Below are 18,323 nucleotides of genomic sequence, written 5' to 3' on the forward strand. Positions count from 1 at the left end.
GGCTACCGGCACATCCGGCAAGCACCGACGACGCCACCGGGACCAGGACCGACGACGATGCGAGTGTTTTCCGCGACCACCGGCGGTGGAACTGGCCGCGAGCGGGAATGATTGTCGGGTGCGGTTCCTTCACGGCGCGGCTCCCGCGCACGACCTGACCTATACCGACGTCTTCATGGCGCCGGCCCGCTCCGACCTGGGCTCCCGACTCGACGTCGACCTCTCCACCGGCGACGGCACCGGCACCACCATTCCGTTGGTGGTGTCGAACATGACCGCGGTCGCCGGACGGCGGATGGCGGAGACGGTCGCCCGCCGGGGTGCCATCGCGGTGATTCCGCAGGACATTCCGATCGAGGTGGTGGCGAACGTCGTCGCCTGGGTCAAGCAGCGCCACCTGGTCTACGACACCCCCATCACGCTGGGCCCGACCGAGACCGTGGGCGATGCCATCCACCTGCTGCCCAAGCGCTCGCACGGCGCGGTGATCGTGGTCGACGACGCCGGCCGGCCGATGGGTGTGGTCACCGAGGCGGACACCACGGGCGTGGACCGCTTCGCGCAGCTGCGCCACGTGATGTCCACCGAACTGCACACCGTCCCGGCGGACGCGGATCCTCGTACCGGATTCGATCTGCTCTCGGCGGGCCGTCGCCGACTCGCCCCCGTGGTGGACGCCGAAGGTCGGCTGGTCGGGGTGCTGACCCGACAGGGCGCGTTGCGCGCCACCCTCTACACGCCGGCCGTGGACGACCGGGGTCGGCTTCGGATCGCGGCGGCCGTCGGGATCAACGGAGACGTGACCGGGAAGGCCGCTGCGTTGCTGGAGGCGGGGGTGGACACGTTGGTCGTGGACACCGCGCACGGCCACCAGGCACGGATGATCTCCGCACTTCAGGCGGTCCGGAAGCTGGACCCGGGGGTGCCGGTGGCGGCCGGCAACGTGGTCACCGCCGAGGGCGTACGCGACCTGGTGGAGGCGGGGGCGGACATCATCAAGGTCGGCGTCGGCCCGGGGGCGATGTGCACCACCCGGATGATGACCGGCGTGGGTCGACCGCAGTTCTCCGCCGTGCTCGACTGCGCGGCCGCAGCCCGCCAACTGGGCCGGCACGTGTGGGCCGACGGCGGGGTGCGGCACCCCCGGGACGTGGCGCTCGCGCTCGCCGCCGGCGCGTCGAACGTGATGATCGGCTCCTGGTTCGCCGGCACCTACGAGTCCCCCGGTGACCTCTACACCGACGCGGACGGCCGGCGGTACAAGGAGAGCTTCGGGATGGCCTCGGCTCGGGCGGTCAGCGCCCGGACCGCCGACGACAGCCCGTACGACCGGGCCCGCAAGGCGGTGTTCGAGGAGGGCATCTCCTCGGCCCGGATGCACCTGGATCCGGCCCGCCCCGGTGTCGAGGACCTGATCGACGAGATCATCGCGGGGGTACGCAGCGCCTTCACCTACGCCGGCGCACGGGACCTGACCCAGTTCCACGAGCGGGCCATCGTCGGCGTGCAGAGCGCCGCCGGCTTCACCGAAGGAATGCCCCTCCCCACCAGCTGGTAACCCACCCCCACCCCCACCCCCAGCCAAGTTGATCATGGGGTTATCGCCTCCCGCATCGGCGCGTCGTGGCGGTAACCCCATGATCAACTCAGCAGGGCCGGGATCGGCGGGGGAACCTTGCTGTCAGGTCGACAGCCGGCGCAGCACGGCGCGGGCCGCCTCGCGGGGGTTGTCGCCCACGCGGTCGGGCAGTGCGCCGGCCAGCCAGAGGGTGGCGAAGCCGTGCGCGATCGACCAGGCCGCGAGCGAGTCCCGGTCGGTGTCGGCGGGCGCGCCGCCGCCGGACAGCGCCGCCACCCCGGAGCGGAGCGCGGCTCCGGCCCGGCCCCGCGCCGCGATCAGCTCGGCATCGTCGGCCCGGTAGAGCTCCGGCCGGAACATCACCTCGAAGTACGCCCGGTGTGTGACGGCGAAGTCGACGTACGCGACGCCGGCCTCCAACAGGTCGTCATCCGCCTCGGTCAACGTCCGGGCCAGCAGGTCGAAGCCCTGCGCGGCGAGCGCGGTGAGCAGGCCCGCCTTGTCGCCGAAGTGGTGTGCGGGCGCGGCGTGCGAGACACCGGCCCGGCGGGCCAGGTCGCGCAGGCTCAGCGCGGCGGGTCCGACCTCCGCGACGGCCTCCAGCGCCGCGGCGAGCAGGGCGCGGCGCAGGTCGCCGTGGTGGTAGGCGCGGGTGTCGGTCATGCGCGAATCCTATCTTGCCATTGACAAGATGGGCCTCTGACGCGCAATCTTGTCACTGGCAAGTTTCACGGAGGAGGATTCCGGTGGCACCCCTGATCGCCCTTGTAGTCGGCACCGCGCTGGCCCGAGTCGCCGGCCTGGCGGGCATCTCCGCACTGGACGGTTGGCATCCCGCACTGCGCGTCGGACTGGCCGCGATGTTCACGCTCACCGCCGTCGCGCACTTCGTCGGCCAACGCCGCGCCGACCTGATCGCGATGGTCCCGCCCCGACTGCCCCGGCCGGACCTGCTGGTCACCGTGACCGGCGTGCTGGAACTGGTCGGCGCGGTCGGCCTCCTGGCACCGGCGACCGCCAGGGTTGCGGCGGCCGGGCTCGGCCTGCTCATGCTCGCCATGTTCCCGGCCAACGTCTCGGCCGCCCGCCGCAAACTGACCCTCGCCGGTCGCCCGGTCACCCCGCTCGCACAGCGGACCGCCCTACAGATCGTGTTCGTGGCCACCGCTGCGGCAATTTCGTTTGGCCCCTGACTATCAGGGAGCTAACCTGCCTGTCGTGGAACTCGTGACCCTCCAGGACGTGCCGCTCGGCCGGCTGCTGGTGGTGGCCGGGCACCTGGTCGGGCAGCGGTGGAACCGCTACCTCGCCGAGGAGCACGGCCTCACCCAGGCCGGCATGATCACCCTGATGACGCTCGCCCGACACGGCGAGCTGCCGCACCGGGCGGTCGCCGAGAAGGGGTTCGTCCGGCCGGCGACCCTGACCGGCATCGTCGACACGCTCGAGCGCGACGGTCTGGTCGAGCGCCAGCGCGACGACAACGACCGACGCAGCATCCGACTCGCCATCACCCCCGCCGGGCGGGAACGGGTGGCCGCGCTCGGCGCACTCATGCACTCCGGACGGCCCCTCACCTCGGTCGACGCCGACCCGGCGAAGGCCCAGGTGATCCGGGAGTTCCTGCTTGAGGTCATCGGCAGCGGAGACGACCCGCGGATGACCGGACGCCCTACCGAAACGAAGGACCCGGCGTGCTGATCCGACTCCTGCGCACCCAACTGCGCGCCTATCAGAGACCGTTGCTGGCGGTCGTGCTGCTCCAGTTCGTGGGCACCATGGCCTCGCTGTACCTGCCCAGCCTCAACGCGGACATCATCGACCAGGGTGTGGCCCGGGGCGACACCGACTACATCGTGCGGACCGGCGGCTGGATGCTGCTGGTCAGTCTCATCCAGATCGTCTGCTCGATCGCGGCGGTCTACCTGGGCGCCCGGGTCGCGATGGGCTTCGGCCGCGACGTACGCGCCGAACTGTTCGGGCACGTCAACCGCTTCTCCGCCCGCGAGGTGGCGCGGTTCGGGGCACCGTCACTGATCACCCGCAACACCAACGACGTGCAGCAGGTGCAGATGCTCGTGCTGATGAGCTGCACGATGCTCGTCGCCGCACCGATCATGAGCGTCGGCGGCGTGTTCATGGCGTTGCGTGAGGACGTCGGGCTCTCCTGGCTGATGCTGGTCAGCGTGCCGGTGCTGGCCATCGCCCTCGGCGCGATCATCCGTCGGATGGTGCCGGGCTTCCGGCTGATGCAGACCCGCATCGACACCGTCAACCGGGTGCTGCGGGAGCAGATCACCGGCATCCGGGTGGTCCGCGCGTTCGTCCGGGAGCCGTACGAGACGGACCGCTTCGGCGTCGCGAACGCCGACCTGACCGCGACCGCGCTGCGTACCGGTCGGTTGCTGGCGTTGATCTTCCCGGTGGTCATGCTGGTGCTGAACGTCTCCAGCGTGGCGGTGCTCTGGTTCGGCGCGCAGCGGGTGGACGCCGGCGCGATCCAGGTCGGCGCGCTCACCGCGTTCCTCCAGTACCTGATGCAGATCCTGATGGCGGTCATGATGGCCACCTTCATGCTGATGATGGTGCCGAGGGCGGCGGTCTGCGCCGAGCGGATCGTCGAGGTGCTGGACACCGACTCCTCGGTGGTCCCGGCCGCCGCGCCGGTCACCGAGCTGCCCACCCGAGCCGAGTTGGAGCTGCGCGGGGTGCGCTTCCAGTACCCCGGCGCGGTGGAGCCGGTGCTGCGCGACATCTCCTTCCGGGCGACCCCGGGCACCACCACGGCGATCATCGGCAGCACCGGCGCGGGCAAGACGACGCTGCTGTCGCTGATCCCCCGCCTGGTCGACGTCACCGACGGCGCGGTGCTGGTCGACGGGGTGGACGTGCGGGAGTTGGCGCCGGACGAGCTGTGGCGACGCATCGGCCTGGTGCCGCAGCGGCCGTACCTGTTCACCGGGACGGTCGCGAGCAACCTGCGCTACGGCAACCCGGACGCCACCGACGAGGAGCTGTGGACGGCGCTGGAGATCGCCCAGGCCCGGGACTTCGTGGCCCAGATGCCCGGCGGCCTCGACGCCCCGATCGCGCAGGGCGGCACCACCGTCTCCGGTGGGCAGCGGCAGCGCCTGGCCATCGCCCGGGCCCTGGTCCGGCAACCGGAGATCTACCTCTTCGACGACTCGTTCTCCGCGCTCGACCTGGGCACCGACGCGCGGCTGCGAGCGGCCCTGCGGCCGGTCACCGCGCAGGCGGCGGTGGTGATCGTGGCCCAGCGGGTCTCCACGATCATCGACGCCGATCAGATCATCGTCCTGGAAAACGGAGGGGTCGTCGGAGTGGGACGACATGCGGAGCTGTTGGACACCTGCCCGACGTACGCCGAGATCGTGGCCTCGCAGCAGACCACGGAGGTGGCGGCATGAGCGAGCGTGACGAGCCGCGCACCGCGGCCGTACCCAGTCAGAAGCCGGCCGGCGACGGACGGACGCCGGATGGGACCGCGCAGCAACCCGGCGGGGAGACCGCGCCGGAGACCGGCAGTGGCGCGCCGACGCCGAAGCGGCTGCCGCCCGGCCGTCAGGGCGGCGGCCCGGGATGGATGAGCGCCGGGATGCCCGCCGAGAAGTCGATGAACTTCGGGCCGTCGGCCCGACGGTTGCTCGGCCGGTTGCGCTCGCACCGACTGCACCTGGCCGCGATCATCACGTTGGCCGTGGTGAGTGTGGGGTTCAGCGTGGCCGGGCCGAAGATCCTCGGCCACGCCACCGACCTGATCTTCACCGGGGTGATCGGTCGGCAACTGCCCGCCGGCACCACCGCCGAGCAGGCCGTCGCGGCGGCCCGGGCCAGTGGCAACGACAGCTTCGCCGACATGCTGGCCCGGATGGACGTGGTGCCCGGGGTGGGCATCGACTTCAGCGCCCTGAGCCGGGTGCTGCTGCTGGCGCTGGGGCTCTACCTCGCGGCGAGCCTGCTGTCCTGGTGGCAGGGCTGGCTGCTCAACGGGGTGGTCCAGCGCACCGTGCTGCGGCTGCGTGCCGAGGTGGAGGAGAAGCTCAACCGGCTGCCGCTGCCCTACTTCGACCGACAGCCGCGCGGTGAGCTGCTCAGCCGGGTCACCAACGACATCGACAACATCTCCACCAGCCTCCAGCAGACCCTCAGCCAGCTGCTCACCTCGCTGCTGACAGTCGTCGGCGTGCTGGCCGTGATGTTCTGGATCTCGCCGGTGCTGGCCCTGGTGGCCCTGGTCGCGGTGCCGTTGTCGGTGCTGGTCACCCAGCGCATCGCCAAGCGCTCGCAGAAGCAGTTCATCGCCCAGTGGACCCACACCGGCGAGTTGAACGGCCAGATCGAGGAGGCGTACACCGGCCATGAGCTGGTGAAGGTCTTCGGCCGGCAGCGTGAGGTCGAGGCCGCTTTCCACGCGAAGAACGAGGAGCTGTTCCGGGCCAGCTTCGGGGCGCAGTTCATCTCCGGGATCATCATGCCGTCGATGATGTTCATCGGAAACCTGAGCTACGTGGCGATCGCCGTGGTCGGCGGGCTGCGGGTCGCCTCGGGCACGATGAGCCTCGGTGACGTGCAGGCGTTCATCCAGTACTCCCGCCAGTTCACCCAGCCGCTCACCCAACTCGCCTCGATGGCCAACCTGCTCCAGTCCGGGGTGGCCTCGGCCGAGCGCGTCTTCGCGGTACTCGACGCGGACGAGCAGACCCCCGACCCGGTCGCGCCGGCCCGGGTCACCGACCCGCACGGTCGGGTCGAGTTCGAGCACGTCTCGTTCCGCTACGAGCCGGACAAGCCGCTGATCGACGACCTGTCGCTGGTCGCCGAGCCCGGACACACAGTGGCGATCGTCGGCCCGACCGGCGCCGGCAAGACCACCCTGGTCAACCTGGTGATGCGCTTCTACGAGCTGGACGCCGGCCGGATCACGCTCGACGGGGTGGACATCACCACGATGCGCCGCGACGACCTGCGCGGCCGGATCGGCATGGTGCTCCAGGACACCTGGCTGTTCGGCGGCACCATCCGGGACAACATCGCCTACGGGCGGCCGGACGCGACCGAGGAGGAGATCCTCGCCGCCGCCCGGGCCACCTTCGTGGACCGGTTCGTGCGCAGCCTGCCCGACGGCTACGACACCGTCATCGACGAAGAGGGCAGCAACGTCAGCGCCGGCGAGAAGCAGCTCATCACCATCGCGCGGGCGTTCCTCGCCGAGCCGTCACTGCTGATCCTCGACGAGGCCACCAGCTCGGTGGACACCCGCACCGAGGTGCTGCTGCAACGGGCGATGGCCGCGCTGCGCTCGGACCGGACCAGCTTCGTGATCGCGCACCGGCTCTCCACCATCCGCGACGCCGACCTGATCCTGATGATGGAGGACGGTCGGATCGTCGAGCAGGGCACCCACGAGCAGTTGCTCGCCGCCCAGGGCGCGTACCACCGGCTCTACCGCTCACAGTTCACCGGGGCGGTGGTCGACGAGGAACCGGCCGCCCAACCGGCGTCGGTCTGAGGTCGGGCGGCCGTGCGCGCGAGACGATCGGTGGGCGTGTCAGTCCGACGGCAGCAGGTCGGTCGCGCGGGCGGCGACCTGCCCGCCGATCAGGGCGAGAGCCGCATCGGCGGGCATCGGAGCCAGCGCGCGGCCGCCGCGCAGGCGCAGCGCGAGGTGCCCGTCGGCCACCTCCCGGGAACCCAACACCCCGAGGTACGGGACGCGGCGGCGGGCCGCGTCCCGGACCCGGGCACCCAGCGAGCCGGCGGCGTCGACCTCGACCCGCAGGCCGGCGTCGACCGCCCGTCGGGCCAGGTCGGCCGCCGCGTCGACCTGACCGTCGCCGACCGGCAGCAGCACCAACTGGACGGGCGCGTACCAGGCCGGGAACGCGCCCTCGTGCACCTCGATGAGGTACGCGAACAGCCGCTCCATGCTGCCGACCAGGCTGCGGTGCACCATGACCGGCCGACGCCGGCTTCCGTCCGAGTCGGTGTACGAAAGGTCGAACCGTTCCGGCTTGTCGAAGTCCAGTTGAATGGTGGAGATGGTCGACTCCCGACCGGCGGCGTCGACGATCTGGATGTCGATCTTCGGACCGTAGAAGGCAGCCTCCCCCGGTGCCTCGACGTACTCCACCCCGGCCAGCGCCTCCCGGAGCAACTCCTCGGCGCGGGCCCACTGGGCGTCGTCGCCGACGTACTTCTCGCCCGGCCCGCGCAGCGACAGCCGGAACCCGGCCGGCCGGACACCGAGCGCGGCGTGTGCGGCACGGATCAGCCCGAGGATCTCGACGACCTCCGCGCCGACCTGCTCGGGGGCGCAGAAGGTGTGCGCGTCGTTGAGCGAGATGGCGCGTACCCGCGACAGCCCGCCGAGCACACCGGAGCGCTCCGAGCGGTACATCCCGCCCAGCTCCGCGATCCGCAACGGCAACTCCCGGTAGGAACGGCCCCGCGCCCGGAAGACCAACGCGTGGTGCGGGCAGAGCGCCGGCCGGAGCACGAACTCGTCGTCGGCGCTCAGCCGCATCGGCGGGAACATGTCGTCGGCGAAGTAGCCGAGATGGCCGGAGAGTTCGAAGAGTTCCCGCTTGCCCAACGGCGGCGAGTAGACGTGCTGGTGGCCGGAGCGGCGCTCCAACTCCCGGACGTACTCCTCGACGGCGTGCCGGGCTGCGGCGCCGGCCGGCAGCCAGATCGGCAGGCCGGCACCGGCCAGCGGATCGGAGACGAAGAGGTCCAGCTCGCGGCCGAGCCTACGGTGGTCGATCATGTCGGACTCCTGGATCGGGTACGACCCGGAGGCGACCTGAGCTCCGAACGGCGCGCTGCCCTCGGGGGCGGATCGCCCCGGGGCCTGGTCGACGGTGGTTACGTCAGAGCGGCGCGCCGGGGACACCCGGCGTCGTGGTCATCATTACCGCGCTGCGCATACGGCGACAGTACCCGCGCGACGTTCGGGGATGCACCCGGATTTGCGGCGGAGGGGTGGGCCGCCGGCGCGGGACCCGCCGGCGGCCCTGGCGGCCGAATCGTCAGGAACGGGGGACCCGACGGGCGTGGCCGCGCCGACAACGGTACGCCGACGAACGGCGTTCTGCCGCCCGCCTCGAACGGGTGGAACAGCCTCCGAACCCGTCACCCGGCAGCGATCGGCCTCGTTGTAGCTGGGTGGCCCAGTCGTGTCGACGGTCACGACGGGCCGGGGCCGTCCACCGTGACGCCGGACACGACGTCAGGCTCAAGACACCCAATCGGCCGCATCCGGCGAGGTGGCAGGCGTGCCCGAACTTCTGACTGACGTCGCATCGCCGACGTGGGCGTACCTGGTGCTGCTCGCGCTGCTGATCGCGGACGCCTTCGTGCCGGTGATCCCCACCCAGATCGTCATGATCACCAGTGGTGCGCTCACCGTCTACGGCGGGCTCAGCCTGCCGGTCACCATCGCCGTCGGCGCGCTCGGCGTATTCGCCGGCGACCTGGCCTGCTACCTGCTCGGACGCAGCGCACCGGACCGGCGGCCGCCACGGCACGCCGAGCTGAGCCGCGCCCGCCGGGTGGCCAGCCGGGTCACCCAGGGGCTGCGACAACCCGGGCCGCTGGTGATCCTGCTCTGCCGGTTCGTGCCCGGCGGCCGGATGGCGGCCTGCTTCTCGGCCGGGCGCAGCCGCTACCCGTACCGTCTGTTCGTGCTCTACGAGGCCGTCGCCGCGCTGGGCTGGGCCACCTACGGCGCGCTGGTCGGGCACCTGGGCGGCACCGCACTGACCGAGTCGGCCTGGCGGCTGGCCATCATCGCCACCGCCGCGGCGGCCGGCTTCGCCGCGGCCGGGTGGGCGATGACAGTGGTCAGCGCCCGCCACGCCCGCGCCGCCGCCGCCGCAGTCGACGTCCCCATCGACTGACCCGGTCCCCGGAGGCAGGATCGCCGCAACCACCGAGGGCCTCTAGGGGTGGTCCCGGGGAACGATTTCGGTGGCTGTCCCGGATTCGGCTGGGGTGGCTGCGGCGACAGGCTGGGGCATGCCTGTTACCCGGAGTACCGGCCTGCTGGCCCTGGGCGGGATCGCCCTGGCGGCGCTGCTCACCGTGATCGGCCACCTCGAAGTCAACGACGACCTGAACCCGTGGGCGTTGACCATCAGCGACTTCGCGGTCTCCGACCGCGGCGGCGTCATCGACATCGCCATGGTGGTGCTCGCGCTCGCCACCGTGGCGTTGCTGTACGGACTGCGCCGCGCCAGCCCACCCCGGCCACGCTCCGGTCGAACGGCCGAGCTGCTGCTCGGCGCATGGGTGGGTGGGCTGCTGCTGGCCGCCGTGGTGCCGACGAACGAGCCGGGCACCGCCATGACCACCGCCGCCTACCTGCACCGGTACGCGTCGGTGGTCGCATTCCTGGCGTTGCCGGCGGCCGGTTGGCTGCTCGCCCGCCGACCCGACCTGACGCCCGCCGCCCGGACGCTACGCACCCTGGTCCTGCTGAGCCTGGCCCTGGCGGTGGCCATGATCTGGTCCGCGTACCCCGGCGACCGGATGCTCATCGGCCTGGCCGAACGCCTCCTGATCCTCACCGAGGTAGCGGTCCTGACCACGGTAGCGGCGACCCTCACCCGACGCGTCTACTCCAGCTCGTGCAGCATGAGCTGGCGGGCCGCCTCGGTGATGGAGCCGGACAGCGACGGGTAGATGGTGATGGTCTGGGCCAGCTCGTTGACCGTGAGGTTGTTCTCCACCGCCATGGTGATGGGCAGGATCAGCTCGCTGGCCTTCGGAGCGACCACCACACCGCCGATCACCTGGCCGCTGGCGGGACGGCAGAACAGCTTCACGAAACCGTCGGAGAGGTCGTCCATCTTGGCCCGGGCGTTGCCGGACAGCGGCAGCATCACCTGCCGGGCCGGCACCTTCCCCGCGTCCACCTCGTCCTGCGAGACACCCACGGTGGCCAGCTCCGGGTCGGTGAAGACGTTCGCCGCGACGGTACGCAACCGCAGCGGGCGGACCGCCTCGCCGAGCGCGTGCCACATGGCGATCCGGCCCTGCATGGCAGCGACGCTGGCCAGCAGCAGCACGCCCGTGCAGTCGCCGGCGGCGTAGATGCCGGGCACGTTGGTCCGGGAAGCCCGGTCGACCGTCAGGTAGCCGCCCCGGCCCAGCTCCACCCCGTACTCGGCAAGGCCCAGGTTGGCGGTGTTCGGGATCGAACCGACGGTGATCAGCGCGTGTGAGCCGGTCACCTTGCGGCCGTCGGAGAGCTCCACCTCGACGCCGTCGGCGGTACGCCGGACCGCGTCGGCCCGAGAGTTGTTGAGGATCTCCATGCCCCGGTTGCGGAACACCCGCTCGATGGCGGAGGCGGCATCGGCGTCCTCGTGCGGCATCACCCGGTCCCGGCTGGAGACCAGTGTCACCTCGACCCCCATCGCCAGGTACGCGCTGGCGAACTCCGCGCCGGTCACACCGGACCCGACCACGATCAGGTGCTCGGGCAGCTCCGGCAGGTCGTACACCTGGCGCCAGGTCAGGATGCGCTCACCGTCCGGTACGGCGGTGGGCAGCTGGCGGGGCGTCGAGCCGGTGGCCACCAGCACGGTGGACGCGTCGATCGAGTACTCCTCGCCGCCGTCGGCGGGGGTGACGACGACCCGGTGGGTGTGCCCGAGGGAGTCCTCGCCGAGCCGGGCGGTACCGGCCACGAAGGTGACCCCCGCCTTCAGCAGCTTGGCGTGGATGTCCGCGGACTGCGCCAGGGCCAGCCGCTTGACCCGCCCGTGCACCGCCCGCGCGTCGACGGTGACCGCCTCCAGACCGTCCGAGTGCACCCCGAACTCCTCGGTGTCGCGGTAGCCGGTGACCACCCCCGAGCTGGCGATGAAGGTCTTCGACGGTACGCAGTCGGAGAGCACGCAGGCACCGCCCGCACCGTCGGCCTCCACCACTGTGACATCGGCGTCCAGCTGGGCGGCGACCAGTGCCGCCTCGTACCCGGCCGGCCCCCCACCGATGATCACGATCCGGCTCACAGCGTTCGCCCTTCGTCCATGCTCACAGTGACTTTCTTCTCCCGAGCGCATTCGACACGCACTGTCGTATTCTCCCCCACCCGTCGGCCGGGCTATCGTCATCGCCGTGCGTCATCACGCCGCCTACGGCTCAAATCTCGATCCCGCCCGGATGCGCGCCTACTGTCCGCATTCGCCGATGGTTGGCACCGGCTGGCTGGAGGGCTGGCGGCTGACCTTCGCCGGGGCGGACGTGATCGGCTGGGAGGGTGCGGTGAGCACCCTGGTCGAGTCTCCCGGCGACCGGGTCTTCGTGGCGCTCTACGACATCCACCCCTACGACGCGGGCCAGCTCGACGAGATCGAGGGGGTGACCGCCGGCACGTACCGCAAGCTGCACGTGCGGGTCTCCACCCTCGACGGCGACGTGACCGCGTGGATCTACGTCTTCAACGGGTACGAGGGTGGCCTGCCGACCTCGTGGTATCTGTCGGAGATCGCGAACGCCGCCGAGAAGGCGGGCGCCCCGGACGACTACGTCACCGAGTTGCGGGCCCGCCCCACCGGCACCGCCTCGCCGTAGCAGCGCGTATCGCACCCCTCCAGTCTGCTACCGCTGTCGAGCGGAGCGCCGGCCGGGCCGGACCAGGGTCGTCAATCACACACCTGCCGCCGGAACGGAAAGTTCGTACATGTCGGTCCACTGGGTCTCCCGCAGGCCCACTGACCGGTACAGCGACAGCGGGGCGGTCGGGTTGGTGAGGTCGACGCCCAGGCCGACCGCCCGCCGCCCCTTCTCGGCGTAGCGGGCGAAGGCGCGGCGCAGCAACGCCGCACCCACCCCCCTGCGCCGGTACGCGGACAGCACCGACAGACTCTTCACCCAGCCCGACTGCTGATCGAGCGCCTGGTCCGAGGACTGCAACGCGCCGACCGGCACCCCGTCCACCTCGGCGACGAACCACTCGTCCCAGGCGGTCAGGTCGCCGATCCGGGCCCGCCACCGCTCGTACGACAGCGGCTCGTGATCCGGGGTGTCGCCGAACGCGGCCTCGTAGATCCGGTGGAACTCCACCAGGTCCGCCTCGTCATCCGGGCGGACCGGCCGCACCGTCACGGCCGATGGACCGGCCGGCTCGTCGGGCAGGTCGTCCAACGGCCGGCTCATCCGGACGTACCGCTTGACGAGGGCGAACCCGAGCCCGCGCAGGGCGTGTTCCCAGTCACGCTCCGGGGCGAAGACCGCGCAGCGGACGGTGAGCGACGGCAGCCCCCGCTCGGCAGCGCGCTCGGCGACTCGGTCCAGTTGGCGGAGCAGCAACGGCGCGCGGACGGCGGCAGCGCGTACCGGATCGACGTAGACCTCCACGAACTCCCGGCCCACGGCGGTCGGGTTGTCCACCGTCGCCCAGCCGACGACGGTGTCGTCCGGGTCGATGGCCAACCAGGAGTCCCGGGTCGGGTCGAAGTGGGGGGCGGTCAGCGACGCCGCGACGTCCTCGGCGTCAAAGTCGGGATGGCCGATGGCGAAGGTGTCGGCGGCGTGCACCACCGCGAGGATCGCCGGCACGTCGTCGAGGGTGGGTCGGCGCGTCGTCCAACCAGCGGGAAGGGTCACGGCAGGACATCCTGGCAGCCACCCGGCGGCGGCGCCGCCCATTTTTTTCGGTCGACGAGAGGCTCAGCCGAGGTCGACCCGGGTGCGGTGCAGCAACTCCACCAACTCAGCGCCGTCGGCGGGCCCGAGGGCCGTGAACGCCGGCGCGGCCAGCCGGTTGGTCACCGCCTCCGCCCAGAGCCGGCGGCGCACCAGCGGCCCGATCGGCGGGTACGGCGGCGGCCAGCCACAGGCCACCGCCCCGGCCTCGCCCTCCGGCCCGGCCAGCACGGCCTCCAGCGGGGTCATCCCGGCGGCGCGTACCGCCAGCAGGTAGGCGCCGGTGAAGTGTTCCCGGAGCAGCCGCAGCCCGGCGGCGCTGCGAGCCCCGGGCGAGAGATCCGGAAGCGGCATGGCCCGCCACGCGGCGAAGAGTGGCATCCCACTGGCCTCCGCCGCCACCACGGCCCGCTCGACGAGCGCCGAGAGGCGCTCGGTGCCGGGCAGGGGGCCGAGCTGCTGCGCCCCCCACCGACAGCATTCGGCGAGGCTCGCGGCGGCCACCTCGAACGGCGGAACGACCCGGGCGGCGGCGTCCCACCCGTCGGCGACCGCGTCCGGGGCGATGAACCCGAGGGCGGCAGCGGCCGTCTCGGCCCGCACACCGCCGAGCGCGCCGGCCCGGCCGCTGATGTAGAAGGCCCAGCCGGAGATGCCGAGCAGTCGGGCCCGGCGCAAGGTGGTCGGGTCCCGGCTGAAGGCGTCGCCCAGGTCGAGCACGACGGGCTTACTGGCGGCCGCGACCTGCTCCGGAGTCACCGCGCCGCCCCGCTCGGGCTACCCGACCCGGCGACCACGCCCCGACTCGGGGCCACTCGCCGTGTACGGCCCGCACACTCGTCGTCGTCCATCGATGGTCAGTCTGCCGCGCCACCGCCCGCGTCCGCATCCCCCTCTTCGGCCGCCAGTGCCTCGACCGCCGCCTCGACCTCGCCGGCGCGCCGCCGGGCCACGGTGACCGCCCGCTCGGCGGCACGCCGGGCGAGCTTGGCCCGGCTGAGGTCCTGCTCGGCGACCGCGCGCCGCCGCTCCAGCTCGGCCAGCTCGGCCTCAAGACGATCGAGTACGGCCACACCGTCGCGCTCCTGCCCGGTCGCCTCGGTCAGCTCGGTCTCGGCCCGCTCCTGGTCGGCCTGGGCCTTCGCCAACTCCCGGTCCAGGGCGCGGCGCTGCCGGGCCCGCTCGGCTCGGGCCGCCCGCTGTGCGGCCCGTTCGGCCTGCTCGGCACGCTCGGCCGCCCGGTCCGTACGGGGTGCCGCCTCGGGACGGCCCCGTTGGGCGCCGGGTCGGCGGGCCGGGCGCTCCTTCTCGCGCTCCTCGTCATCGCCGGTGACCAGACGCAGTTGCGGCCGGGGCACCTCACCGAAGCCGGCGTAGCTGGCCGCCCGCAGCAGGCGGCCCGCCCGCACCTGCTCGGCGACCTCGACGTCGGAGAACGCCGCGTTCAGCGTCCCCTCCACCTCGGCCAGGGGCAGCCGGCTCGCCGGCGGCGCGTCCGGCTCGGCCGCGGCAAGCTTGCGAACCTCGGCGACCAGGGCGCCAACCACCGCCCGGCGCTGCGCGGACAGCTCCCGCAATCGGGGCCCGCGCAACTCCCGCTGGGCGACTCGCAGGGCGTCGGCGAGCTGCACCAGATCGGCGACCAGTTCCGGGCGTCGGATGGCGAGCAGATTCACCAACCAGGCGGCCACCGTCGGGCGACGCAGCCGGGCCAGTTGCCGCGCGGTGGTCGGGTCGCCGGCCTGGCGGGCCTCGGCCACAGCGGCGTCCCGGGCGGCCACGAACCGGTCCGGTGGGGTGCGGTAGAGCTGCTGCACCAGCTCCGCGGAGAGGTCGGGCATCGAGTCAGACGTCCACCCGGCTACCGGGCTCCAGTCGCTGGTATTCGGTGCCGGACATCGCGGTGTACTGCCCGTCGAGCACGCCCAGCCCGTTGTCGTTGAGCAACGCGTCGTGCAGGGCGTACGCGCGCCGCGGCGCGACCGCGCGGATGAAGTCGACCACCTCGGAGAACTTCGACCAGGGCGCGTGGATCGGCGCGAAGAGCGTGTCGACGGGTGTCTCGTCGGGCACCACCAGGGAGTCTCCCGGGTGGTAGACCACGTCGTTGATCAGGTAACCGAGGTTGTCGATCACCGGGATGTCGGGGTGGATCACGGCGTGCTGCCCCCCGTACGCGCGCACCGCGACCCCGGCGGCGGTGAACGACTCGCCGACGCCGACCGGGCGCAGCACGTCGGCCGCGTCGCCCAGGGTCTCGCCGAGTGAGGCGGGCCCGTGGATCGGGAAGGGCTGTCGGTCGAGTTGGAGACGTACCGCCGCCAGGTCGAGATGGTCGGGGTGCTTGTGGGTGATCAGCACCGCGTCCGCACCGTCCAGCGCCGCGGCCGCGTCGCTGAACACCCCGGGATCGACGACGAGCACTCCCCCGTCGTGTTCCACCCGAAGGCAGGAGTGGGCGTACTTGGTGAGCCGCATCGTGACTCCTCGATTATCGAATCGTGACGTCCTCAGCGCAGTCTGCCGGAACCGGCCGGTGTGCGCGTCGCGTCCGAGCTATCGCCACACCGGTTGACGACGATGGGAGCGGGGATGGACGGACAGGCGGGACGACGCCGCAGTGCGCTGCTGGCGGCGACGACACTGGCGGCGGCCCTGGCGCTGACGGGGTGCGGTGCCGGCGACAGCGGGGCGCAGGACACCGCAGGCAAGGCGGCCGAGGCGCCGGCGGCCAACGGCGGCGAGGCGGGCCGGGACGCCGCCGCGGGCGCGCCGGAGGGGGCCGGCGCCGGCGCACCGGACCTACAGGTCGACCAGCGGGCGATCATCTACACCGGAAAGATGCGGGTGCAGGTGGACAATGTGGACTCCGCCGCCCGCGAGGCGGCCGCCGTGGCCACCCAGGCCGGCGGCTTCATCGGCGGCGACCAGCGTCGCAGTGCCGATGCCGACGCGGTGGCGGAGTTGGAGCTGCGGGTGCCGGCGGCGAAGTTCACCGTCGTGGTGGAGGAGATCGCGAAGCTCGGTCGGCAGCAGAGCCGGCAGATCGACACTCAGGACGTCACCGAGGAGACCGTCGACCTGGAGGCCCGGATCACCAGTCAGCGGGCCCGGGTGGAGAGCGCCCGCCGGTTGCTGTCCCGGGCCACCTCGATCACCGACCTGGTGTCGCTGGAGAACGAGTTGGGTCGGCGAGAGGCCGACCTGGCCTCGCTGGAGGCCAAGAAGCGGCGTCTGGCCGACCTGACCGCCCTGTCCACGATCACCGTGTCGCTGGCGGGCCCGGCGGCGAAGGACACCGAGGAGGAGGCGGAGACCGGCTTCCTGGTCGGGCTCAGGGGCGGCTGGAAGGCGTTCGTCGTCTCGATGACCGTCCTGCTCACCGTGCTGGGCGCGTTGCTGCCGTGGCTGGTGGCGCTCGGCGTACCGCTGGCGGCGCTGCTGGTGGTGCTGCGCCGACGGCGTAAGTCCCCGGCTCTGGTCGCGCCGGTCAGCGCGCCGCCGCCAGTGCCCGCAACGCGGTCTGCACCATGACGCGGACGCCGACCGCGATGGACCGCTCGTCCACGTCGAAGCTCGCCCGGTGCAGGTCGACGTTGGGGCCGGAGCGACCCACGCCGAGCCGGGCGAGGGCGCCGGGGACGTACTCCAGGTACCAGGAGAAGTCCTCGCCGCCCATGCTCTGCGGTGTCTCGGCGATCCCGTCCGGGCCGAGAGCGGCGGCGGTGGCGGCGGTCAGCACCTGGATGGCGCGGGCGTCGTTGCACACCGGCGGCCGGCCGCGCAGGTATTCCAGGTCGACAGTGGCACCGGTCGGCGCGATCACGTCCCGCACCACCTGAGCGACGATCTTGGGCGCCTGCTCCCAGGTGTCGCGGTCCATCACCCGGAGGGTGCCGGACGCGCTCGCCTCGGACGGGATGACGTTGTAGCGGGTGCCGGCCGAGGCGTGGCCGAAGACCAGCAGCAGGCCGCTGTTGGCCGGCACCCGGCGACTGACCAGGGCCGGCACCTCGGTGATCAACCGGCCGAGCGCGTCGACCATGTCGACGGTCAGGTGCGGACGGGCGGTGTGCCCGCCCGGGCCGGAGAGTCGGACGGTCACGTTGTCGGCGGCGGCGGTGATCGGGCCGACCCGCAGGCCGACCTGGCCCACCGGCAGGTTCGGGTCGCAGTGCAGCGCGAAGATCTGCACCACGTCGTCCAGGCCGCCGGCCTCGATGACCTCCAGCGAACCGCAGGGCAGGATCTCCTCGGCCGGCTGGAAGATGAGCCGGACCCGACCGTCCAGCTCACCGAGGTCGGCGAGCTGGGCCAGCAGCATGCCGACGCCGAGCAGGACGGTGGTGTGCACGTCGTGCCCGCAGGCGTGGCAGACGCCCTCCACGGTCGACCGGTACGGGACGTCCTTGGGATCGTCCAGCGGCAGGGCGTCGATGTCAGCGCGCAGCGCCACGACCGGGCCGTCCGGCCTGCCGTTGACGTCGCAGATCACGCCGTTGCCCTTGGGCAGCAGGCGCGGGTTCAGCCCGGCCAGCGACAGCTCCCGGGCGATCAGCGCGGCCGTCTCGAACTCGTTGCCGGAAAGCTCCGGGTGCGAGTGAAGGTGACGGCGCGTAGCGATCAGCCCCGGTACCCGGAGCGCGAGAAGGTGGTCCAGCTCGCGGGGCAGGGGCTGGGATCCCGGTGGCGTCTCCGGCCAGGACGACGCCAGCTGGCCGCTTGTGGGCAGCGTCAACGCACTCGTCACGTCGAATTCTCGATCACTAGGAATGGATGGATCATCGGGGACAGCAGACAGCCTAGACCTCCGACGGTGACGCTGCGCAACCTCGTTACGGTAATGATCGGACCGCACAGCGTCACGTATGCCCTGCTGGGGGCGCTCCTCAAGGCGGGGGACAGCAGGTAGATCACGGTCAAACGCCGTCATCAGCCCCTCACCTCCTACAACGCGTAACCGATCGCGGCGGTCACGAATCCCGGCGCCAGTCGGAGACCCGTTGCCAAATTGTCGCATTAGTCGGGGTGATGAACTGACACTCCGACAATTAGCCGACCACACACC

At 72.0% G+C, this 18,323-nt stretch carries 17 protein-coding genes; 9 read left to right on the plus strand and 8 right to left on the minus strand.

Annotated features, from left to right (window positions below):
* Positions 1–118 precede the first annotated feature (118 nt).
* Positions 119–1,558 (plus strand): GuaB1 family IMP dehydrogenase-related protein, encoded by a 1,440-nt coding sequence (locus ABTW72_RS24610; protein ID WP_350862177.1) that lies wholly within the window; start codon positions 119–121, stop codon positions 1,556–1,558.
* A gap of 123 nt (positions 1,559–1,681) precedes the next feature.
* On the opposite strand, the gene ABTW72_RS24615 is transcribed toward ABTW72_RS24610, so the two are convergent.
* On the minus strand, positions 1,682–2,242 hold the full coding sequence (locus ABTW72_RS24615) for a TetR/AcrR family transcriptional regulator (RefSeq protein ID WP_350862179.1): 561 nt from the start codon (positions 2,240–2,242) through the stop codon (positions 1,682–1,684).
* A gap of 83 nt (positions 2,243–2,325) precedes the next feature.
* Here ABTW72_RS24615 and ABTW72_RS24620 point away from each other — a divergent pair, with 83 nt between their 5' ends.
* Genes ABTW72_RS24620 through ABTW72_RS24635 form a run of 4 tightly spaced genes read left to right on the plus strand, consistent with a single transcriptional unit; the run spans position 2,326 to position 7,109 of the window.
* On the plus strand, positions 2,326–2,772 hold the full coding sequence (locus ABTW72_RS24620; RefSeq protein ID WP_350862181.1) for a DoxX family protein: 447 nt from the start codon (positions 2,326–2,328) through the stop codon (positions 2,770–2,772).
* A gap of 25 nt (positions 2,773–2,797) precedes the next feature.
* Positions 2,798–3,280, plus strand: coding sequence for a MarR family winged helix-turn-helix transcriptional regulator (locus ABTW72_RS24625; protein WP_091394443.1), 483 nt, complete (start codon positions 2,798–2,800; stop codon positions 3,278–3,280).
* Positions 3,274–5,007 carry an ABC transporter ATP-binding protein gene (locus ABTW72_RS24630; protein ID WP_350862183.1) on the plus strand — a complete coding sequence of 578 codons (1,734 nt, stop codon included), beginning with the start codon at positions 3,274–3,276 and terminating at the stop codon, positions 5,005–5,007. The genes ABTW72_RS24625 and ABTW72_RS24630 overlap by 7 nt, the downstream gene beginning before the upstream one ends.
* Positions 5,004–7,109: an ABC transporter ATP-binding protein gene (locus ABTW72_RS24635; RefSeq protein WP_502892241.1), complete on the plus strand. Its 2,106-nt coding sequence runs from the start codon at positions 5,004–5,006 to the stop codon at positions 7,107–7,109. Before ABTW72_RS24630 ends, ABTW72_RS24635 begins: the two co-directional genes overlap by 4 nt.
* 39 nt (positions 7,110–7,148) lie before the next feature.
* Here ABTW72_RS24635 and thrS read toward each other — a convergent pair whose 3' ends face one another.
* Positions 7,149–8,366: a threonine--tRNA ligase gene (thrS, locus tag ABTW72_RS24640; protein ID WP_350862185.1), complete on the minus strand. Its 1,218-nt coding sequence runs from the start codon at positions 8,364–8,366 to the stop codon at positions 7,149–7,151.
* Between the two features lie 508 nt (positions 8,367–8,874).
* Between thrS and ABTW72_RS24645 the strand changes: the two genes are divergently transcribed.
* Positions 8,875–9,498 (plus strand): DedA family protein, encoded by a 624-nt coding sequence (locus tag ABTW72_RS24645; RefSeq protein ID WP_350862187.1) that lies wholly within the window; start codon positions 8,875–8,877, stop codon positions 9,496–9,498.
* Positions 9,499–9,616: 118 nt separating this feature from the next.
* Positions 9,617–10,282 carry a DUF998 domain-containing protein gene (locus ABTW72_RS24650; RefSeq protein WP_350862189.1) on the plus strand — a complete coding sequence of 222 codons (666 nt, stop codon included), beginning with the start codon at positions 9,617–9,619 and terminating at the stop codon, positions 10,280–10,282.
* On the opposite strand, the gene ABTW72_RS24655 is transcribed toward ABTW72_RS24650, so the two are convergent.
* Positions 10,216–11,619, minus strand: a complete 1,404-nt coding sequence (locus tag ABTW72_RS24655) for an NAD(P)H-quinone dehydrogenase (protein WP_350862191.1) — start codon at positions 11,617–11,619, stop codon at positions 10,216–10,218. The genes ABTW72_RS24650 and ABTW72_RS24655 overlap by 67 nt on opposite strands.
* Positions 11,620–11,725: 106 nt before the next feature.
* On the opposite strand from ABTW72_RS24655, the gene ABTW72_RS24660 reads away from it, so the two are divergent.
* Entirely contained in the window at positions 11,726–12,181 is a 456-nt protein-coding gene (locus ABTW72_RS24660) for a gamma-glutamylcyclotransferase family protein (RefSeq protein WP_091394460.1), read from the plus strand.
* Positions 12,182–12,256: 75 nt separating this feature from the next.
* Here ABTW72_RS24660 and ABTW72_RS24665 read toward each other — a convergent pair whose 3' ends face one another.
* The 4 genes from ABTW72_RS24665 to ABTW72_RS24680 form a co-directional block, all read right to left on the minus strand.
* The gene (locus ABTW72_RS24665) at positions 12,257–13,216 is read right to left on the minus strand and encodes a GNAT family N-acetyltransferase (RefSeq protein WP_350862193.1); all 960 of its coding nucleotides are present in this window, start codon (positions 13,214–13,216) and stop codon (positions 12,257–12,259) included.
* Positions 13,217–13,279: 63 nt separating this feature from the next.
* Positions 13,280–14,014: an SCO6745 family protein gene (locus ABTW72_RS24670; protein ID WP_091397233.1), complete on the minus strand. Its 735-nt coding sequence runs from the start codon at positions 14,012–14,014 to the stop codon at positions 13,280–13,282.
* A 98-nt stretch (positions 14,015–14,112) separates the two neighbouring features.
* Positions 14,113–15,096 carry a hypothetical protein gene (locus ABTW72_RS24675; protein WP_350862196.1) on the minus strand — a complete coding sequence of 328 codons (984 nt, stop codon included), beginning with the start codon at positions 15,094–15,096 and terminating at the stop codon, positions 14,113–14,115.
* Positions 15,097–15,100: 4 nt separating this feature from the next.
* The gene (locus tag ABTW72_RS24680; protein WP_350862198.1) at positions 15,101–15,733 is read right to left on the minus strand and encodes an MBL fold metallo-hydrolase; all 633 of its coding nucleotides are present in this window, start codon (positions 15,731–15,733) and stop codon (positions 15,101–15,103) included.
* A gap of 93 nt (positions 15,734–15,826) precedes the next feature.
* Here ABTW72_RS24680 and ABTW72_RS24685 point away from each other — a divergent pair, with 93 nt between their 5' ends.
* Positions 15,827–16,789 (plus strand): DUF4349 domain-containing protein, encoded by a 963-nt coding sequence (locus ABTW72_RS24685; RefSeq protein WP_350862200.1) that lies wholly within the window; start codon positions 15,827–15,829, stop codon positions 16,787–16,789.
* Here the strand turns inward: ABTW72_RS24685 and ABTW72_RS24690 are convergent.
* Positions 16,746–18,005, minus strand: a complete 1,260-nt coding sequence (locus tag ABTW72_RS24690) for an amidohydrolase (protein WP_112601945.1) — start codon at positions 18,003–18,005, stop codon at positions 16,746–16,748. The genes ABTW72_RS24685 and ABTW72_RS24690 overlap by 44 nt on opposite strands.
* Positions 18,006–18,323 lie beyond the last annotated feature (318 nt).

The sequence above is a fragment of the Micromonospora sp. NPDC127501 genome (genome assembly GCF_040302185.1).
Taxonomy (GTDB): Bacteria; Actinomycetota; Actinomycetes; order Mycobacteriales; family Micromonosporaceae; genus Micromonospora.

Excerpts from the sequence above, each read along its gene's own strand:
- ABTW72_RS24635 (WP_502892241.1), top strand. The coding sequence starts at position 5,004 with ATGAGCGAGCGTGACGAGCCGCGCACCGCGGCCGTACCCAGTCAGAAG.
- ABTW72_RS24680 (WP_350862198.1), bottom strand. The coding sequence starts at position 15,733 with ATGCGGCTCACCAAGTACGCCCACTCCTGCCTTCGGGTGGAACACGAC.
- ABTW72_RS24650 (WP_350862189.1), top strand. The coding sequence starts at position 9,617 with ATGCCTGTTACCCGGAGTACCGGCCTGCTGGCCCTGGGCGGGATCGCC.
- ABTW72_RS24615 (WP_350862179.1), bottom strand. The coding sequence starts at position 2,242 with ATGACCGACACCCGCGCCTACCACCACGGCGACCTGCGCCGCGCCCTG.
- thrS (WP_350862185.1), bottom strand. The coding sequence starts at position 8,366 with ATGATCGACCACCGTAGGCTCGGCCGCGAGCTGGACCTCTTCGTCTCC.
- ABTW72_RS24675 (WP_350862196.1), bottom strand. The coding sequence starts at position 15,096 with ATGCCCGACCTCTCCGCGGAGCTGGTGCAGCAGCTCTACCGCACCCCA.